The sequence below is a fragment of the Bacteroides sp. CAG:633 genome (genome assembly GCF_000435115.1).
GTDB classification, from domain to species: Bacteria; Bacteroidota; Bacteroidia; order Bacteroidales; family Bacteroidaceae; genus Bacteroides; species Bacteroides ndongoniae.
The window spans coordinates 35541-54609 of record NZ_FR883147.1; the positions used below are offsets into that span (position 1 = coordinate 35541).

Annotated in this window: 9 protein-coding genes; all 9 read left to right on the plus strand. The window is 45.3% G+C overall.

Features of this window, described 5'->3' with window-relative positions; all coding sequences use genetic code 11:
* Nucleotides 1-1964: chondroitinase family polysaccharide lyase (locus tag QVP67_RS14050; RefSeq protein ID WP_288180244.1), on the plus strand; the 1964-nt coding region annotated here is incomplete at its 5' end.
* A 169-nt stretch (nucleotides 1965-2133) separates the two neighbouring features.
* On the plus strand, nucleotides 2134-5286 hold the full coding sequence (locus QVP67_RS14055; protein ID WP_022164190.1) for a SusC/RagA family TonB-linked outer membrane protein: 3153 nt from the start codon (nucleotides 2134-2136) through the stop codon (nucleotides 5284-5286).
* 12 nt (nucleotides 5287-5298) lie between these two features.
* The gene (locus QVP67_RS14060; protein ID WP_022164191.1) at nucleotides 5299-7122 is read left to right on the plus strand and encodes a RagB/SusD family nutrient uptake outer membrane protein; all 1824 of its coding nucleotides are present in this window, start codon (nucleotides 5299-5301) and stop codon (nucleotides 7120-7122) included.
* Nucleotides 7123-7153: 31 nt separating this feature from the next.
* Complete coding sequence (locus QVP67_RS14065; protein WP_022164192.1) at nucleotides 7154-10153, plus strand: SusC/RagA family TonB-linked outer membrane protein; 3000 nt, start codon at nucleotides 7154-7156, stop codon at nucleotides 10151-10153.
* Between the two features lie 19 nt (nucleotides 10154-10172).
* Nucleotides 10173-11852: a RagB/SusD family nutrient uptake outer membrane protein gene (locus QVP67_RS14070; protein ID WP_022164193.1), complete on the plus strand. Its 1680-nt coding sequence runs from the start codon at nucleotides 10173-10175 to the stop codon at nucleotides 11850-11852.
* 46 nt (nucleotides 11853-11898) lie between these two features.
* Nucleotides 11899-13473, plus strand: coding sequence for a family 16 glycosylhydrolase (locus QVP67_RS14075; protein ID WP_288180245.1), 1575 nt, complete (start codon nucleotides 11899-11901; stop codon nucleotides 13471-13473).
* Nucleotides 13474-13715: 242 nt separating this feature from the next.
* Nucleotides 13716-15929, plus strand: a complete 2214-nt coding sequence (locus QVP67_RS14080) for a polysaccharide lyase 8 family protein (protein ID WP_022164195.1) — start codon at nucleotides 13716-13718, stop codon at nucleotides 15927-15929.
* 110 nt (nucleotides 15930-16039) lie between these two features.
* Nucleotides 16040-16933 (plus strand): alkaline phosphatase family protein, encoded by an 894-nt coding sequence (locus QVP67_RS14085; RefSeq protein ID WP_022164196.1) that lies wholly within the window; start codon nucleotides 16040-16042, stop codon nucleotides 16931-16933.
* A gap of 34 nt (nucleotides 16934-16967) precedes the next feature.
* Nucleotides 16968-19040, plus strand: coding sequence for a family 20 glycosylhydrolase (locus QVP67_RS14090; protein ID WP_022164197.1), 2073 nt, complete (start codon nucleotides 16968-16970; stop codon nucleotides 19038-19040).
* Nucleotides 19041-19069: the final 29 nt, after the last annotated feature.

Sequence of the window (19069 nt, forward strand, 5' to 3'; positions counted from 1 at the left end):
GCAGCGTACGCCAACTACCCGCCGATCTGCTCAGCGCCCTACCCGCATGCGACTCACTGCGCCGCACACGCCTCATTGCGGGAGTCAAGGAACTGATAGAGTTTGACCGTACCTACCTGACAGACAGCGAGCTGAGACGACAGATTAACTCGGACTACCTGTACAACGTATTGCAACATCTCTTCGTATGCGCCATCCACAATCCCGACAATCAGCAAGCAGTAGCCGACCTCAAAGCCTTCTCGCATTTCCTGTCGGGTTGCGCACAATACGTTCCGGGCGGAGGCGATGTTCTGAAACCTGACGGAACAGGCTTCCACCACAATACCCACTACAACGGCTACATGTACTCCTACCGTACATGGGTGCAATACATCGGCCGCCTGAAAGGTACCACATACCGCATTACGGAAACAGCATACAATCATGTGGCTCAGGCCGTAGTCGCTACCTACCTCATGGCAACCCGCTCTACATCGGATGACAACCGCCACTTTGCCGCGTCTTTGGGCGGACGCCATCCTTATACAGGCACACAAGTCAGCTTCACCCAAGCTTTGTTCGACGAACTCATCGCCATCGGAGGCGACATTCTGGGGACAGGCATCGACCGCGAACTTGCCGCCTGCTACAACTACTTCTTCAAGACCGACAAGTACAAAGAGGCCGGAGTCTGCAACCTCGACGGCTTCTACTCGTTCAACTACAGCCCCGCTGGAGTCTATCGCTACGGCGACTGGGTGGCAACCATGCGTTGCCCTACTACCCGCTTCTGGGGCGGTGAGCTTTACTCCCGTCAGAATCGTTTCGGACGCTATCAGTCGCACGGTACCCTGGAAATCGTCTACGAAGGCAACCTGGCCCGATCGGGTTACCCCTCCGACCCGTCACAGCTGGCTGCTGGATGGGACTGGAACATGCCTTGCGGCAGTACCACCGTCCACTATCCTACATGGAAAGACCTTCTTCCCAATGGGAATGACACCGACCGCTTCGACCAGTATGCCCTGACAACCAACTTCTCGGGAGCCCTTTCGTGGGGCGACTGCGGTATGTTCGCCGCCGCCTTCGACCAGGGAGATTCGTGGGGAAACCGTCGGTACACACCCACCAACCTGACTTTCTGTAAGTCTGTATTTGCTTTCGACGGTATATTGGTAAGCCTCGGTACAGGTATTTCCGCCATAGGCGATTACCCCGACACCTGGCAAACTGCCACCAACCTGTTCCAACACATCGGCAAAGGCGACCTGCCGTTTACGGTAGACGACACAGAACCTGCCCAGGGAGACACCCTGCGCCTGGCCGCCAACCGCAAGCACTATCTGCTTACTCCTGCCGGAACGGGCTACTATCTGCCTGCCGCAAACGAAGCTGTAGAAGTGATCCATAACATGCAGTCTACTCCCTCGTTGAAAGGTCTGGAAGCAAACATATTCCGCAACGTATTAGCCGCAAAGGCTTTCATCGACCATGGCGTGAAACCTCAAAACAAACGGTATGCCTTTTATGTAATACCGGGCACAACAGCCGAAGGACTGAAACAGACTGCACGCCGCATCGATAAAGACCTGTTCCGCATACTGGCACAGGAAGACTCGTTGCATGTGCTCCAACATCGCCCGACGGGTACTGTAGCCTATGCCTTGTTTGCCCCATCCGACAACCTGACTTACGGCAAACTTCGTTCGGCCGACACTGCCCTGTTGGCGATGGAACGTTGCGACGCTTCCGGACAAGAACTCGACCTTGTTTTGTGCTGTCCCGACCTTCGTCCCGTTCCCGACAAAACATACCGTTGGCGATCCAGTGCCACCTACGCAACCTTAGTGCTCGACGGACAATGGAAACTGAAAACGGGTACACATCAAACGGCCATTTTGGAACCTGCCGATGGTAAAACCCGCGTCACTGTATGGCTTTCCGAAGGAACTTCCGTACACCTGAAACTGGATGTTCGATAGGATCCAACAGGTAGAATACATGCGTCAGAAGGCCTGTACAGACGTTTTATAGCAGCTTTGGACGAAATGGGTTCTTGTTTTGTACGTTTTTACACATTTTTTTGGATTTGAAGATATACTTTCGCATCGTAAAACAATTTTTCAACCATCTAATCTTAATTTTAACAACATGAATGAACTAAAACAAAACAGCAAACGCCTTTGGGCGTTGATGTTTATGATGTGTTCTTTCTTGATATCATTCGCACAGCAAGCTGTGGTAACGGGTGAAGTGAAAGACGCATCAAACGAGCCTGTAATCGGGGCAACGGTTCAAGTGAAGAACGCGGGTGGAGGAGCCATCACGGATATAGATGGAAACTTCCGCCTCTCTGTGCCCGACGTGAAAAACGCAATTCTGGTAGTTTCGTTTATCGGTTACGAAACCCAGGAGATTCCCTTGAATGGGAAAAAACAAGTAAAAGTTGTATTGCAAGAACAATTCAACGAGTTGGCCGAAGTAACAGTCGTAGCCTACGGCGTACAGAAGAAAGAGACACTGACCGGTGCCATTTCTTCAGTAAAGACTGACGAACTGTTGGTTTCGCCTAATGCCAGTGTTGCTAACTCACTTGCCGGTAAAATCACCGGTTTGTCTTCTGTACAAGGTTCCGGACAGCCGGGTGCTGAAGATCCGAAGATCTTCGTTCGTGGTGTCGGTTCATTGACCGAAGGTGGTGCGTCTCCGCTGATCCTGGTGGACGGTGTAGAACGTTCCTTCTTCCAGATGGACCCGAACGAAATCGAAAGCATTTCTGTATTGAAGGATGCTTCTGCTACTGCTGTATTCGGTGTACGTGGTGCTAACGGTGTTATCTTGGTAACAACCCGTCGTGGTACTGAAGGTAAGACTAAGATTTCTCTCAGTTCTTCTGTAGGTATCCAACAAATTGCTAACTGGGTAGACTTGGCTGATTCGTATACATACGCAACCATGTTTAACGAACGTGAGCTCAATGACGGCAATAAAGCTGTTTTCGATGATTATGCTTTGGAACGTTTCCGTCTCGGTGACCAACCCATTCTTTACCCGAATATCGACTGGTACGACTACATGGTAAAAGATGCAGCTGTACAGACACAGCACAACTTAAACATCTCAGGAGGCACGGAACGCATGCGTTACTTTATCTCTGTAGGTTACCTCTATCAGGACGGTTTGATGAAAGACTTCGGTCAAGGTTACGGTTACAAATACAGCCGTTACAACTACCGTACTAACTTGGACTACGAGATCAGCAAATCCACTACTTTAAAACTGGGTATCGGCGGTGTAGTAGGCGACCGTCAGCAACCGGCCAGCAGCCGTTTTTGGGAAAACCTCTCCATCTCTCAGCCTTTTGCCAGCCCGGGTCTGGTAGACGGACACCCGATGAGTTCGGCAAGCCGTTTTGAAAAGGTTATGTATGTTAATCCGTTCACTGATATTTATGGAAAAGGAGGTAGCAATGTTTTAAATAACACAATGAACCTTGACCTGCATCTGGTACAGAAATTGGACTTCCTGACTAAAGGTCTGTCTGTCGAAGTAAAAGGCGCCTACAACACAGGATATACCTTTACCAAGAGTCGTACTGGTAATATCGAAGTATGGACACCCTATTTCGAAGGCGAAGTGAACGGTTCTGGTTTGCTCCCTGGTGATCCGGACTTTAACGAAAATGTAGTATACCGTATCAGTGGTACTAACTCTAAGCCTAGCTATAGTGAAAGTACTGGACGTAGCCGCGACTGGTATATGGAAGCCAGCATCCGTTATGCACGCAAATTCGGTTCACACAATGTCAGCGCCCTGTTGCTGTATAATCAAAGTAAGAAATACTATCCGTCACAATTGCCTTATTTGCCTACAGCCTATGTCGGCTTAGTAGGTCGTGTTACATACGATTACAAATCACGTTATCTGGCCGAGTTCAACATTGGTTACAATGGTTCTGAGAACTTTGCTCCGGACAAACGATTCGGTACTTTCCCCGCTATATCTTTGGGATGGGTTGTCACAGAAGAACCCTTTATGAAGAACCAACAAGTATTCGACTTCTTGAAAGTACGTGGTAGTATGGGTCTGGTAGGTAACGACAACATGAGCAGTAACCGTTACCTGTACTTACCTGACAGCTATAAAGTGAATTTGCAAGCCAACGAAGGTGGTAGCTGGAAAGAAGAAAAATGGGGTTACAACTTCGGTTACGAAAACAACTCTTGGTGGAAAGGTGCTGTTGAACAACGTCTGGGTAACAAGGACGTAACATGGGAAACTGCTTTGAAGCAGAACTATGGTGTGGACATGAACTTCTTGGGTAACCGTCTGAAAGTAACAGCCGAATATTTCCGCGAAGACCGTAAAGACATCTTGATTTCCCGTAAGACCATTCCTTCACTGACAGCTCTTAGCTCCAGTCTGTTGCCTGTAGTCAACATGGGTAAAGTAAAGAACCAAGGTTACGAATTGGAAATCACTTGGGACGACCGTATCGGCGATGACTTCCACTACAACATCAACGCCAACATGTCGTATGCCAAAAATAAGATTGTCTTCCAGGATGAAGTAGAACCGAACGAACCTTATTTGTGGCGTACCGGTCGCGAAGTAGGTGCACAGTTTGGCTACGTAGTAGATCGTTTCTACTCCTTTGACGACTTTGTAATAGGAGAAGACGGTAAAGTAGGTGATCTGAAAGAAGGACTTCCCAAACCGCAAGTTCCTGTACAACCGGGAGACTTAAAATACAAAGACTTGAACAACGATGGTGTTATCGACCCAGATGACCAATGTCAGGTAGGTTTCCCCACCCGTCCAAACTATACATTTGGTTTGAACTTAAGCGCCGACTACAAAGGTTTCTTCTTTGCCATGAACTGGACAGGAGCTGCTGAACGTTCCATCTCACTGACCGACATGTTCCGTAAGCCGTTTATGGGTGAGAGCCGTGGTTTGATGCAATATCAGGTAGATGGCCGTTGGACACCGGAAACTGCCTCTACTGCAAAATATCCCCGTTTCTCAAAGAACAGTGGAGACTACAATGCATACAATTCTGACTTATGGATTGTAGACGGTTCATATATCAAGCTGAAAGACGTTTCTATAGGTTATAACTTTAACGACCGCCCCGCACTGAAGAAGTTGGGTATTTCTCAGTTAGGTGTGAAACTAACAGGTTACAACCTCCTTTGCTTCAGTCCATTCGACTTGATGGACCCGGAATTTGTGATTGGTTGGCAAAACACCCAGTATCCGGTAACCCGTATTTATAACTTAGGTGTAAACATCACTTTCTAAACCTTGTAGAATATGAAACATATAATAAAAGGTCTCGCTTTGGCTTCACTGCTGTGTGTAGGAGCGGGATGCGACGATATCAAGTTCGGAAACGCTTTTTTGGAAAAGCCATTGAGCGATGAAATGAACATAGACTCCGTATTCGGAAGTAAGCTCTATGCCGAACAGCAATTGGCACAGGTATACCACTCCTTACCCGATCATACACCACAAAATGGACGTTTAAGATGGGGAGCGCTTGAAGGTATTACAGATTTAGGTGATTGGTATAAATCTGGAGGATCTGATCATCACAAAGGATCTTTAACTGCATCAAGCGCCCAAGGTGGAGCTGCATACAATATGGATTATGGCCGAGCTGACGGTAAGTTTTCTGCCATATATGGTATACGTCAGGCTCATATTTTCTTAGAAAATGTAGACCGTGTTCCTGACATGACAGAAGAAGAAAAGACTCGTCGTAAAGGTGAGGCAGAAATGATTATAGCTTACCATAACGTAGATATTTTCCGTAATTTAGGCGGTATGCCGTGGATAGACCACGCTTACAAACCTTCAGACGATATGAAGATGACGCGTATGACTATCGCAGAAGCTGTACAGAATATCAGTGCCCTGATTGATGATGCAGCCAGCAAACTGCCTTGGGATATTGAAGCCAACGATGACGGACGTATGACAAAAGCCGGAGCACTAGCCCTGAAATCACGTTTGTTGACCTTTGCAGCAAGTCCGCTTTTCAATAGTGACCAGCCTTTTAAAGACGGTGAAGCATCACAGAAACACTATACTTGGTGGGGTGATTACCAACAAAGTCGTTGGCAAGATGCTTTGGAAGCCGGACTGGCTTTCTTGCGTGAGAATGCTAAAAATAATAATGTATATAAACTGGTAGATAATGGTGATCCGCGTAAGAGTTTCTGCTCCGGTTATTTTGACCGTTACAATCATGAGACACTGATTAGCAGTCACCGTTACATCAAATGGGATTTAAATGCCTATAATGTCACACAAACCCGGTACGGTACAGGTAATCCGACATTGTGGTACTGTAATATGTTCCCCATGAAAGACGGTAGCGATTTCAGCTGGGATAACAAGGAACACCGCGCTCATCCGTTCTTCACCGAAGACTTCGAAATGACCCGCGATCCCCGTCTGTACGAGACACTCATTGTGACTGGCGACAAATTCTGGGGACGCAAGGCAGAAATCTACAAGGGAGGCCGCGAACAACCCAAAGACATGGGTGGTGGTCAGAATTGGCGCTGGGCAGACATGGGTTACTTCGGTATCGGTCTGCGCAAATACTATCAGGACCACTTGAACGAGTTGCAGAACAAGTTCTATAACTGCTGTCTGCTCCGCTTGCCGGAAATCTACCTGAACATTGCCGAAGCCATGAACGAGTTGGGAAAAGCCGAACAAAAAGACGAGTTCGGACGCGATGCATACGATTACATCAACCTGCTCCGCGACCGCGTACAGATGCCTCACGTTACCAAAGAAACTGCTGCTCCAGGAGTAGCCTTGCGCGAAGCAATCCTTCGTGAACGCGCTTTAGAGTTCGGCTTTGAAGAAGTTCGTTACTACGATATGAATCGCTGGAAACGAAGCGACTGGCTGACTACCCGTAAAAACTATCGTCTCCGTACCTATCCAGTAGAGCCTAAAGTGAATGGCGTTTATGTTAACTTCACGTATGAAATTGAAGAAAAATCTGCAGTTTCACACAACTGGATTGACAATTGGGATGATAAATACTATCTGTGCCCTATTCCTTTGGATGAAATTAACAAGAAATACGGCTTGGTACAAAACCCCGGCTGGGAATAAGGAAAGGATTTAACTAAAGAATTTAGCAAGCATGAAAAAGAAATATATTTCCGTATTAGCGCTCGCCTGCCTATTCTCGGCTTCGGCAATGGCGCAACAAAAAATTACGGGTGTAGTGAAGGATGCCCAAGGCGAACCCGTACTGGGTGCTTTGGTAACTGCAGTAGGACATCCTACTGAAAAATCCATCACCGACCAAAAAGGCGTATTTACCCTAAACGCTAACCAAGGTGAATACATTGAAATAGTATATGCCGACAGTCAAAAGAAACGGGTATGGGTTAAAGGCGAATCATTAGAAATTTGCCTGGAAGATCTGGATACTTATACAGAAAACCGCAGCAAATTGCAAAGCGGCCGTGAACAGACACAAGCTGTGTCAACTTTGTCTGGTGAAAAGATAGCCAACAACTCTACCTTCAACGTAGGAAACTCACTGTACGGTATGTTGCCGGGCTTGATTGTAAAGCAAAACACCGGCTGGACTGACGGTGCTACACTGATGGTACGTGGCGGTGGTTCACAATCATCACAATCTCCACTCATCGTTGTAGATGGTATTCCCCGTACATTGGACTACCTCAACATGCTCGAAGTAGAAAGCATCTCTGTATTGAAAGACGGTGCAGCTACAGCACTGTGGGGAACACGTGGTGCCAATGGTGTAGTAGTAGTAACCACTAAACGCGGACAGTACAACCGTCGCGATATTGATGTAAACTATACCTATGGTATGGGATTGCCCATCAACCAGCCGGAATTTGTAGATGGTGTTACGTATGCACAAATGCGCAATGAAGCACTTTACTACGATGGTCTTCCATTGGAGTACGATGCTACCGCATTTGAAGCTTTCCGTAACGGCTCCAACCCAGACGCATTCCCCAATGTAGACTGGATGGGAACCGCCTTGCGTGACTATACCACCAACCATCAGCTGAACTTGACTTTCCGTGGAGGTGGTAAACGAGTACGCTATTATACAGCTATCAATTATAAGAACGACCAAGGTATTTTGGACACAGATCTGGTGAACTCAACCGGTCGTTACGATGCACAATTTAAAAAGTATCGTCTTGATGCCCGTATGAACTTGGATATCGACGTAACCGATTATACACGGGTTGCATTGAATATGTTTGGTCTGTTGCACGAAAACAACCGCCCGCGCGAATCAGAAGCCAATATCTTTGGTAATCTGTTCCATGTTCCTTCAGGTGCATTCCCTATCCGTACAACCAACGGTTATTGGGGTAGTAACAATATTTTCAAAATCAATCCTATTGCTGAGATTGCTGAAAATGGTTACTTCCGTACCGATGAACGTATGTTGCAGTCTGACCTCCGCATTTACCAGGATTTGTCACCGGTAACTAAAGGCCTTAAAGCAGAAGTTGGCATTTCGTATGACAACAGTGCCGTTTATCAGGAAACCGGAACACAAGAATATGAATACGAAGCACTGACTGTTATCCCGGGTGCTGTATTGGGTGAATACGAAATTCTGCGTAATGTAGGTGGTGAAGAAAAAGCACTCTCTATCTCCAACGGTGGTCTGAACAGCCAGTTCATGCGTTTGGTTATCGACGGACGAGTAGGCTACGACCGTGCTTTCGGTCTCCACGCCGTAAATGGAAACTTGATGTATCGTCAGGAATCTTATACTCCGCTGGGACGTAACAACAGCCGCAAACGCCAGTCAGTCATCTTCACCGGTGGTTACAACTACGACAACCGTTATCTGGTAGACGTAGTAGTAAACTATAGTGGTACAAGTGTGTTAAGCGATGGCGATAAGTTCCGTACTTATCCTGCCATATCAGCAGCATGGGTACTTTCGAACGAATCTTTCTGGAAAAACGCAAGTAACGTAATCGACTATTTCAAGATTCGTGCATCATGGGGACGTTCAGGTAACGATAACATCGCTTATGACCTTGATGAACGTTACTGGGAAAGCTGCGGTGGCGGTCTCTTCAAAGATACTCCAGCCGGTTTCGGTGGTCTTCATGCCGGCAACTTGGCTGTATCCAACTTGGACATCGAATTGGCAGACAAGTATAACTTTGGTATCGACATGCGTTTGTTCAACCGCCTGTCACTGACAGCTGATGCTTTCTATGACAAACGTACGAACACACTGATCTCAGCTTCCAACTTGTATTCAAGCGTTATCGGTACAGGCATTCCTCAGCTGAACATGGGTGAAACCAATTCTAAAGGCCTCGATTTAGGCTTGAATTGGGAAGATAAAGTAGGCGAAAACTTCAAATATTATGTAGGTGGAACCTTCTCGTACCTGCGTACTTGCATTGATGAAAATGGTGAAGGCTACAAACCTTATGACTATCTGTACAAGAAAGGTGACCGTATCGGACAGCTTTATGGACTGGAAGCCATCGGTTACTTCCGTGATGAAACAGATATCGCCAACAGCCCCAAACAGATGTTCTCAGCCGTACGTCCGGGTGACATCAAGTACAAGGATCAAAATGGTGACGGTAAGATTGACTCATATGACGAAGTAGCCATTGGTCATTCTTCTTCAATACCGGGCATCTACTATGGTATCAACTTGGGCTTCGAATACAAAGGATTCGGTATAGACGCTGTGTTCCAAGGAGCCGGACAATACAGCCGTATGTTAAACACTCAGTCTGTATACTGGCCATTGCGCAACAACAACAGTAACTTGAGCAAATGGTATCTGGAAGACCGAGTACGTTGGACTGAGGACACCAAGGGTGTAGCAACTGCACCGCGTCTGACAACGCTGGACAACGCCAACAACTTCCGTAACAGTACAGAATGGTTGGAGAACGGTGCCTTCTTCAAACTGCGTAATCTCAACATCTATTACAACCTGCCGAAAAAGTGGATTAGCAGCATGAAGATGGATCAATGCCAAGTATATCTCCGTGGCAACAACCTCTTCTCACTTGACCATGTGAAGTACCTGAACTGTGAAGACCTCTCGATCAACTATCCAGACTTGATGTCGGTGTTTGTAGGTGTGAACATTAACTTCTAAAAACAAGACTAAACGCAATATGAAAAAATTAGCTTTAATTATAGCCGCATCCCTCACTTTGGGGGGATGCGATTTCCTGGACTTCGACGAATCACAGGGTAAGACTCAGGATGAAGCCTACGGCTATTTCGATAACGTATTGGCTTTGGGTAATGCCGCTTACCGTTCACTTCCCGATGATTTTGGAGATCACATTGGTGGTGCTCTGCGCGAAGCCGCTACTGACAATGCAGTATATACGTGGGAAAGCAACGCCGTATATGACATCTATAACGATGTATGGAGCCCGCTGAACCAGATCGATAATAAGTGGAGCGAATACTATCAGGTAATTTATGACATCAATATGTTTCTGCGCGATTACTCTGAAGAGAATCTGGAACGTCATAAGTGGGATTCCAACTATCCGGATAACATCGAGAAAGCACGGATGTCATTGCGTGAAGTAAGAGTGCTTCGTGCCCTTTATTACTTTGAACTGGTAAAACGTTACGGCGATGTACCCTTGCTTACCGAGCCGATGGAATTGGACGAAATCAACAGCGTAACTAAGACCAAAGCCACAGAAATACTGAATTTCGTAGCAACCGAATGCGCTTCGGTAGCAGACGAACTTCCGTTGAGCCACAATGATTTCTTCGGTGAAACAGGTCGTGTAACCAAAGGAGCAGCTCTTGCTATCCGTGCTCGTGCTTTGCTTTATGCAGCTAGCCCGTTGCTCTGTGACGGCGATGCTTCTGCAGCTTGGAAAGCCGCAGCTGAAGCTGCCCACGATGTCATTGCAATGAATTACTACAGTCTTCCTGCTATAGATGAAGATCCGTTGTACGATCCGAATCTGGGTGACGCTGTATTGAAATCGCCACAATTGATTTTTGAGACTCGTAACAATGCCAGCCTGACATTCGAAACTCGTAACCTGCCCATTGGTTTTGCTAACGGTACAAACAGTGGAAATACTCCGACTCAGAACCTTGTGGATGAATTTGAGATGAAAGACGGAACACCTTTCAGTTGGAACAATGCCACACATGTACAGAATATGTATTATGATAAGGCAGGTAACCCAACTCGTGACCCACGTTTCTATCGTACAGTGCTTGCCAATGGTATGAAATTTATGAAAACGCAGATTGATACTTACGAAGGTGGCCGTTTTGGAGCTCCTGTAACAGGTGCTACTCTGACAGGCTATTACCTGAAAAAGTTAGTAAATGAAACTGTAGTTTTGACACCGCCGAACACTGTAAGTAAGAATCACCACTACCCCACCTACCGTTATGCAGAAGTATTGCTGAACTACGCTGAAGCATTGAACGAATGGAAAGGTCCTGACTACACAGATGCCAACTGCACAATCTCTGCCCGCCAGGCTTTGAACCAAGTACGCCAGGCAGCAGGTATGCCCGACGTTAAAGGTGCCGGTGACCAGAATTCGTTCCGTACAGCTGTACGTCACGAACGTCGCGTCGAACTGGCATTCGAAGACCACCGCTTCTGGGATATCCGCCGTTGGAAGATTGGTAACGTGGTAGAGCAGATCTACGGTGTACACATCCGTAAGAACGGACCTACTTTCGAGTACACTCGCCAACTGGTACAAAACCGTATCTGGAAAGACAAGATGTACCTGTACCCGATTCCACAGAACGAGACATTTGTTAATCCCAACTTGACTCAGAACCCGGGATGGGAATAACCAATATCTTCAAAATAAAGAAGTTTAACGAATGAATACTACGAAAATGACAAATAAATTAATATTAAATCTGTTGATAGGAGGAGGCTTGCTAGCAGGCCTCGCCTCCTGCGCGGACGAATCAATCTCTCTGAAGGATGTCAACTATCCTTTATACGAGCGCTTGGATACCGCCGGTTACCAAGGTTACGAACTGGTTTGGTCGGAAGAATTCGATCAAGACGGACGTCCAAATTCAGCTTATTGGAATTACGACGAAGGTTACATGCGCAACGAAGAGGCACAAGATTATCTGAAGGATGATCCTCGTACTTCACGCATCGAAGGTGGTGATTTAGTGATAGAAGCATTCAAGGATCCACACGAAGGCATTAACAAATGGACAGGTGAACCCTATCATTTCGATTATTCATCTGCCGAATTGACTACCAAAGGCAAAGTAGACTTCCAGTATGGTCGTCTGGATATTGCAGCCAAAATACCTACAGGTCGTGGTGTATGGCCGGCTTTCTGGATGAGACCGACAGATGCTCTGGAAGGCAAATATGCAGAGATAGACATTATGGAATACGTATGGGGTAACACCGAAGACCATAACACGTATTATGTAACCCTGCATACGCAAGCTACCAACGACGGATTGGCTGAACGTTGGTCGGGTAATACTAGTTCACCTACACTTGAATCGAACTATCACCTCTACTCTTTGGTATGGGACGAAGAAATGATTCAGGTATTGTTTGATAACGAAGTTGTTTGTACTGCCGAGAAAGAAGAAGGTATGACACTCGATTACTGGCCGTTCGACCAGCCCTTCTACCTCATCATGAACATTGCCGTTGGCGGTGGATGGGGCGGTCAGTGGGGTATCGATGAAACCATCTTCCCGAAACAAATGAATGTTAAGTACATCCGCTACTATAAACCTATTGAAGTAAGCGTACCTGGTGGTGGTGATGGCAACGTAGACGACGGTGCCGAATATGTAGTTAACGGTGGCTTCGAAACCGATCTTGATGCTTCGATGCAGCCCAAGGTAGGTCCGCGTTCGGATATTGAGGGCTTGAATGCCGTTAACTTTGTAAATCGTTGGTGGGTACTCAACCATAATAATGCAGCCTTAACTATTGACAAGACTACCGGTGCTGATGATAGCAATCATTCTTTGAAATACACAAACAGCAAACTGGACAACTGGTGGAGCACTGACATGTCAATGTGCCTGCAAGGAGTACCTGCCGGAAAATATGTCCTCAGCTTTTGGGCGAAATCGAGCCAAACAACCGCACCATTAGCTGTGAATTTGGCACTCTGCGAAACTGAGGAAGATATGAAGCCGACATACAAAGAATGGAAAGCTTTAGTTAAAGAAAATGGAAAGACTCTCATTAAAAAGAAAAACGGAAACGGCGACTTGTATTGCCTTACTTCTGAAACCGTGGGTACAGAATGGAAACAATATTCAGTAACATTGGACATACCAGCAAACATTCTACTGAAATTAGTTCTAAAGCCACAGACTCAAGGAGTACCAAACGAATGTAATTCGTACAAGCTCATAAATCCTGCAACCAACTTGGAATTCTGGTTTGATGAATTCTCTTTGAAAGAGAAAAAATAAAAATTCCTTTTTAGGATAATGAATAGTTCGGGGCTTCTGTCCGATGAGAATTCAGACAGAAGCCCCTTTTTATTCAAACCACAACATCAATAAACGTTAGTGAAACTGTCACAAAGCTTTGTGAGCAGATATTTTTCCCCAGTTAGGAAAAAATATTTTCCCAGTTAGAAAAAAATTATTCCCTAACTAGAGAAAAAAACAGCCTAAACTATAAACTTCTAACCTTTCAAAATACAGATATCATGAACTTAAAGCAATTAATCGGATTATCCGGAATAGCCCTCTCTCTGACAGTATTTCCCGTATTAGCCTCGGCATGCAGTGATAACAGCGTTATCGAAGAACCAACCACACCTCCGGATAGCGGAGATGGAGATGAAGAAACCGATGATGCTTTGCATCAGACATGCCAAACCATTCTTGAAAGAATAAAATCCGGCAATCTGTCTACAAATGCATCTGCCGTAGATAAAAATGCTGCAAAATGGATCGCACAGATCCAAGAAAACGGTTCATTCCCCGATATTGACTATTCAGACCGTTCTTTCAGCTGGACACCAGGCGCCCATTTGACACGAGTGAATCAAATGGCTCAGGCATATATACTGAAAGAAAGCAGTTATTATGGAAACGAAGACTTATACAAACAAATCATACAAGCCCTAACCTATTGGAATACGGTTCATCCGGTTTGCGACAATTGGTATGAGAATCAAATTTCTGCACCACAGGATATGGGCGTTATCCTAATTCTGATGCGCTATGGTAAGACGCTGGTTCCGGAAGAACTGGAAAACAGTATCCTTCTATATATGAAACAAACCGGAGGAGATCCGGAAGATCAGGCAGGTGCCAACAAGACCGACATAGCCTTACACTGGTTGTACCGAGGATGTCTGCAAGAAGATAAAAGTGTAATAGACAAGGCTGTGCTCCATTCATTTATGCCACTGGCATATGTAGCTTCCAACCAAGAAGGCATCCAATACGACTTATCGTATTTCCAACATGGTTCACAATTATATGTCGGCGGCTATGCTCCGGTCATGCTCAGCGGAGTAACCAGAGTTGCAGACTATACTGCAGATACCGAATACAAACTATCGGCCAATCAGTTGAATGTACTGTACAAGTTCATCAACGAAACTTATATGAAAAGTATCAGAGGACACGTGCAATTCTATAACGTTGTCGGACGTAGTGTCAGCCGTCCGGGAGCTTTAAATTGCAGTGGTTTTACAGGTACTCTTGACAAAATGAAAAGAATAGACCCAGCCCATAGTGCCGAATACGATAAGCAAATTGCTATCTTAAAAGGCAATGGATACGGATCCATCACAGACAACTTTACTCACTATTATATAGGTGACTGGAGTCTGTTCCAAGGCAAAAACTATTCTGTTGGTGTACGTATGGCTTCCAACCGTACCCGAAAATGCGAAAACGGAAATAAAGAGAATCTGAAAGGCTTCTTCATGAGTGATGGCTCCATGAATCTGGCTCTGGACGGAGAAGAATATTTCGATATATTCCCAACATGGGACTGGAACAGAGTTCCAGGAGTAACCAATCCCCAAATGACAGAAATTCCTTTGGCTAGCTCATGGGGAGAAGCAGGTGAATCAGAGTTCTGCGGTGGACTTTCAGCTGAGGCAAACGGACTTTCCGGATTCAGATTTACGGCTAATACTCATGGCATCAGCATGTCGGCAAACAAGGCATGGTTCTTCTTAGACGGTAGAATTGTATGTTTGGGCAGTGGTATTACTTCAAGCATGGCAGAGCCTATCAATACGACTGTCAACCAATGCATGTTCAAAGACAATCTTGCATACGCCATAAACGGACAGGAAAATACTGCCTCAATAGGTGCCGAAGTATCAGATCAGTCATTAGACTGGATATGGCATGGTAATGTAGGTTATTTCTTCCCCGAAGAGCAGAAAGTTTCTCTTAAAGCCGAAAACCGTAGCGGAAGCTGGTATGACATTAACAATACCAAAAGTAAAGACCAGGTTGAAAAAGAAGTATGTACCATATGGCTAAATCATGGAACAGCTCCGTCAAATGCGACCTACAGCTATATCATTGTTCCGGGTATAGACAACGTAGGAGCTATGAAGAATTACAAGATAAAAGATACTGAAATCATAGCCAATTCCGCAGATGTACAAGCTGTACAAGACGTTGCAAACAATATGATTCAAGCCATGTTCTACCAAAAAGGAAGCATCTCTGCCAATGGAATCAAAGTTTCGGTTGATAAACCATGCGCACTCATGTTGCAAAAGAGTGGCAGCAATTTCGAACTTTATTTCTCAGATCCTTCCCATAAGTTGAGCAGCCTGACTGTTACAGTTGAGTACAACAACAGTCAGAAGTCATATACTTATGACGCATTTGGAGAAGACAGTGCCTACAAAGGAAAGACACACCATACGCAATTGGCATTCTAAGTAATATTATAACGGGGATGTATCAGAATCGATTTACATATCATTTTGATACATCCCCTATCTGTATCAAGTAAAAACCACCATCTTTTCAACCAAACATTCTAATGAATATGAAAAAAATACTATTCTGCTGCTTATTAGGTATTATATCACTCACTGCAAATGCCGGCAATCCCAAACGAGTAATATTAATAGCCTTGGATGGAATCTCCATAAATGGCTTTACCAAAGCCAATACTCCCCATTTGGATGCTTTGTTAAGTGAAGGAGCCTTATCGCTGAACACACGGGTAGTCATGCCGTCTGTGACGCTGCCCAACTGGACAAGCCATCTTACCGGTAGTGGTCCGGAGCAACACGGAGTTTTCAACAACGACTGGACATTGGCCGATAGCCACTACCCGTTACAGGACAAGGATGCCGACGGTTACTACCCTTCAGTATTTACAGTAATCAAGGAACAAAAACCGGAAATAAAAACAGCATTCTATTATAACTGGATCAACCTGTTCTATCCGTATAACAAGAAATATCTTGATGAAGTCAGCTATCTGGAAAATGACGGATATAAAGAGAACTACGCAAAAGCTCTTGACTTCATGCTGCAACATAAACAAGAACCCGTTTTAGTATTCTTATATTCAGTTCATACAGACCATGCCGGACACAAGCACCAATGGATGTCAGACGAATATATACAGTCTATAGAAGAAGCCGATGCAGAAATAGGTGCACTGATCGAAAAAATGAAAGCCAATGATTTATACAAAGATACCTACTTCCTGTTTGTAAGCGACCATGGAGGTATCAAATACGGTCATGGAGGAACAAGTTCCGATGAGATGATTGTTCCCTGGGGCATAAAAGGTCCTAAAATAAAAAAGGGATTCATTATGGAGGAACCTAACAATACTGTAAACACCGCTTCGGTCATATTGCATTTGTTTAAAATCAAACAACCGGATGCCTGGATCGGAAAAGTTCCGCACAGTATCTTCAAATAACAACTGAAAGCATCTGTCTAATTAGCATTCGCATATGAGAAACATCATTTATTACATAACCTTGTTCTCGGTAGTACTTGCATGTCCCCATTTATCTGCTCAAAATACAAAAGAGAAAAATGACTCAATCCTGCAGGCACTGCTGCCCGAGCCACAATCGGTTACCGTATACCATGAAGAAAAAGGTATTGCTCCTGATGAGATCAAAGGATTTCATCTGGTAAAAAAAGCCCAGATTCCTTTTGGAATAAAGCAGTTCCCCCTAAAAACAGTGGACGAACAACAGCATTGCATCGTTCTCGAACTCAACAAAAGCATTAAGGCGGAAGAAGGTTATGAACTGGCCATAAAGGACAATGTTATCAGGCTCAGTGCCCGTACCTCAAAAGGATTACTGTACGGTATGATGACGTTAGAGCAAATCGCCCGAAATGCCAAAGAGATCAATGCAGAAATGCCAGCTCTCAAAATAGAAGATTATCCACACAGCAGCTACAGAGCCATTCATCTGGACTTGAAGCACCACATCGATAAAAAAGAATACATGTACAGCATTTTAGATAAAATGGCTTTGTACAAGCTTAACGCGATCATCGTAGAATTTGAGGATAAGATAAAATACGAGACATATCCAGTGATAGGTGCCCCAAACGCCTGGAGCATAGACGAATGGAAAGAGTGGTGCGAATATGCCCATAAGCTGAATATCGAGGTTAGTCCGCTTATTCAGGGCATTGGCCATGCCGATTTCATCCTGAAACACGAAGAGATGAAGCCGCTCCGCGAGGATCCTTCTTCCGACTGGGTATGCTGCCCTTCGAACGAAGAATATTACAAAGTACAGTTCAAGCTATACGAAGACGCCATAAAAGCTACTCCGTATGGAAAATATCTGCATGTAGGAGGAGATGAAGTAGGTACATTGGGAACCTGCCCACGATGCAAAAAGCAGCATAAGAATGCCCTTGAACTACAGATGCAATGGCTAAAACGGGTCAGCGATTACGCCGTAAAACATGGAAGAACTCCCATCTTCTGGGACGATATGGTGTTTAAGCATGTCGGACTATACGCAGCCATTCTGGATCAGATTCCTCCTCAACAAGTGGACTCTGTATGGCAAAAACAGCTTCCCGAACTGAACAAGCACATCAAGTCCTTCCCCAAAAAAGTGATTTACATGCGCTGGCAATACGGAAATGCCGACCAACCTGGAAACAAGAAAGCCTTGCAATGGTATCATGACAACAAACTGAAAACAATGGGTGCCACGGCCGTTCAGACCACCTATGCCATGTTGCCGTTAGGAGGATTCATCAATAACATCAAGAGCTTTCAGACGGCCAGACAGGATATTCCCATCGAAGGCGTTTTGTGTACTGCATGGGACGATGCCTCTCCGTTGACTGATACTTTCTGGCAAGGTTTCATTGCCCATGCCCAATACAGCTGGAACATTCAGGACGACATGGATAAGGAAGAGTTCGACCGCCGCTACCGCATTAACGAATTCGGATATCAGGCATCAGGCCTGCCCAACTTCCGACCGCTTCTGGAAAGCACATTCCCACTATGGGAAACAGGACTGCTGGACGAAGGTGTACGCCGTTCATTATACCGTACAGGTGGTAAGTTCAAACTGATGAGTCTGCCAACTGAAACAAAAGGAGAATGGAGCATAAAGTACCAGAAAAGGATAGAAGAAGCTCAGAAGAACATAGCCAAATGCCAGCAACTCAAAGAACTGTTATTAAAATACCGGAAGGAATCGGTGCGTAACGAATATTCGCTGCAAGTATTCGAATGTATCAACGAACTGACCGGATATACCGCAGAATTGCTGTTCGCACTGTCCGAATACGATATAAAAAGAGACTTTGCCAGCTTCAACAACCTGAAGTTATGCGTGAAGAAGTTTGATACAGTCCGTCAGAACATGGAACATGTCTATTCGCAAATACGCGTATTGGGGCAACCCGAAGGGTATTTATTGCCCATGAATCACCATGCGCATCTGGCAATCCAGACAAAGAATTCCGACTGGATGTTCTGGTACGAAACAGCATTCCTCAAGAAACTGACAGAAAACATACCAGACCTCAAGTAATAAAAAATAAACTATAAACCATAAATCAC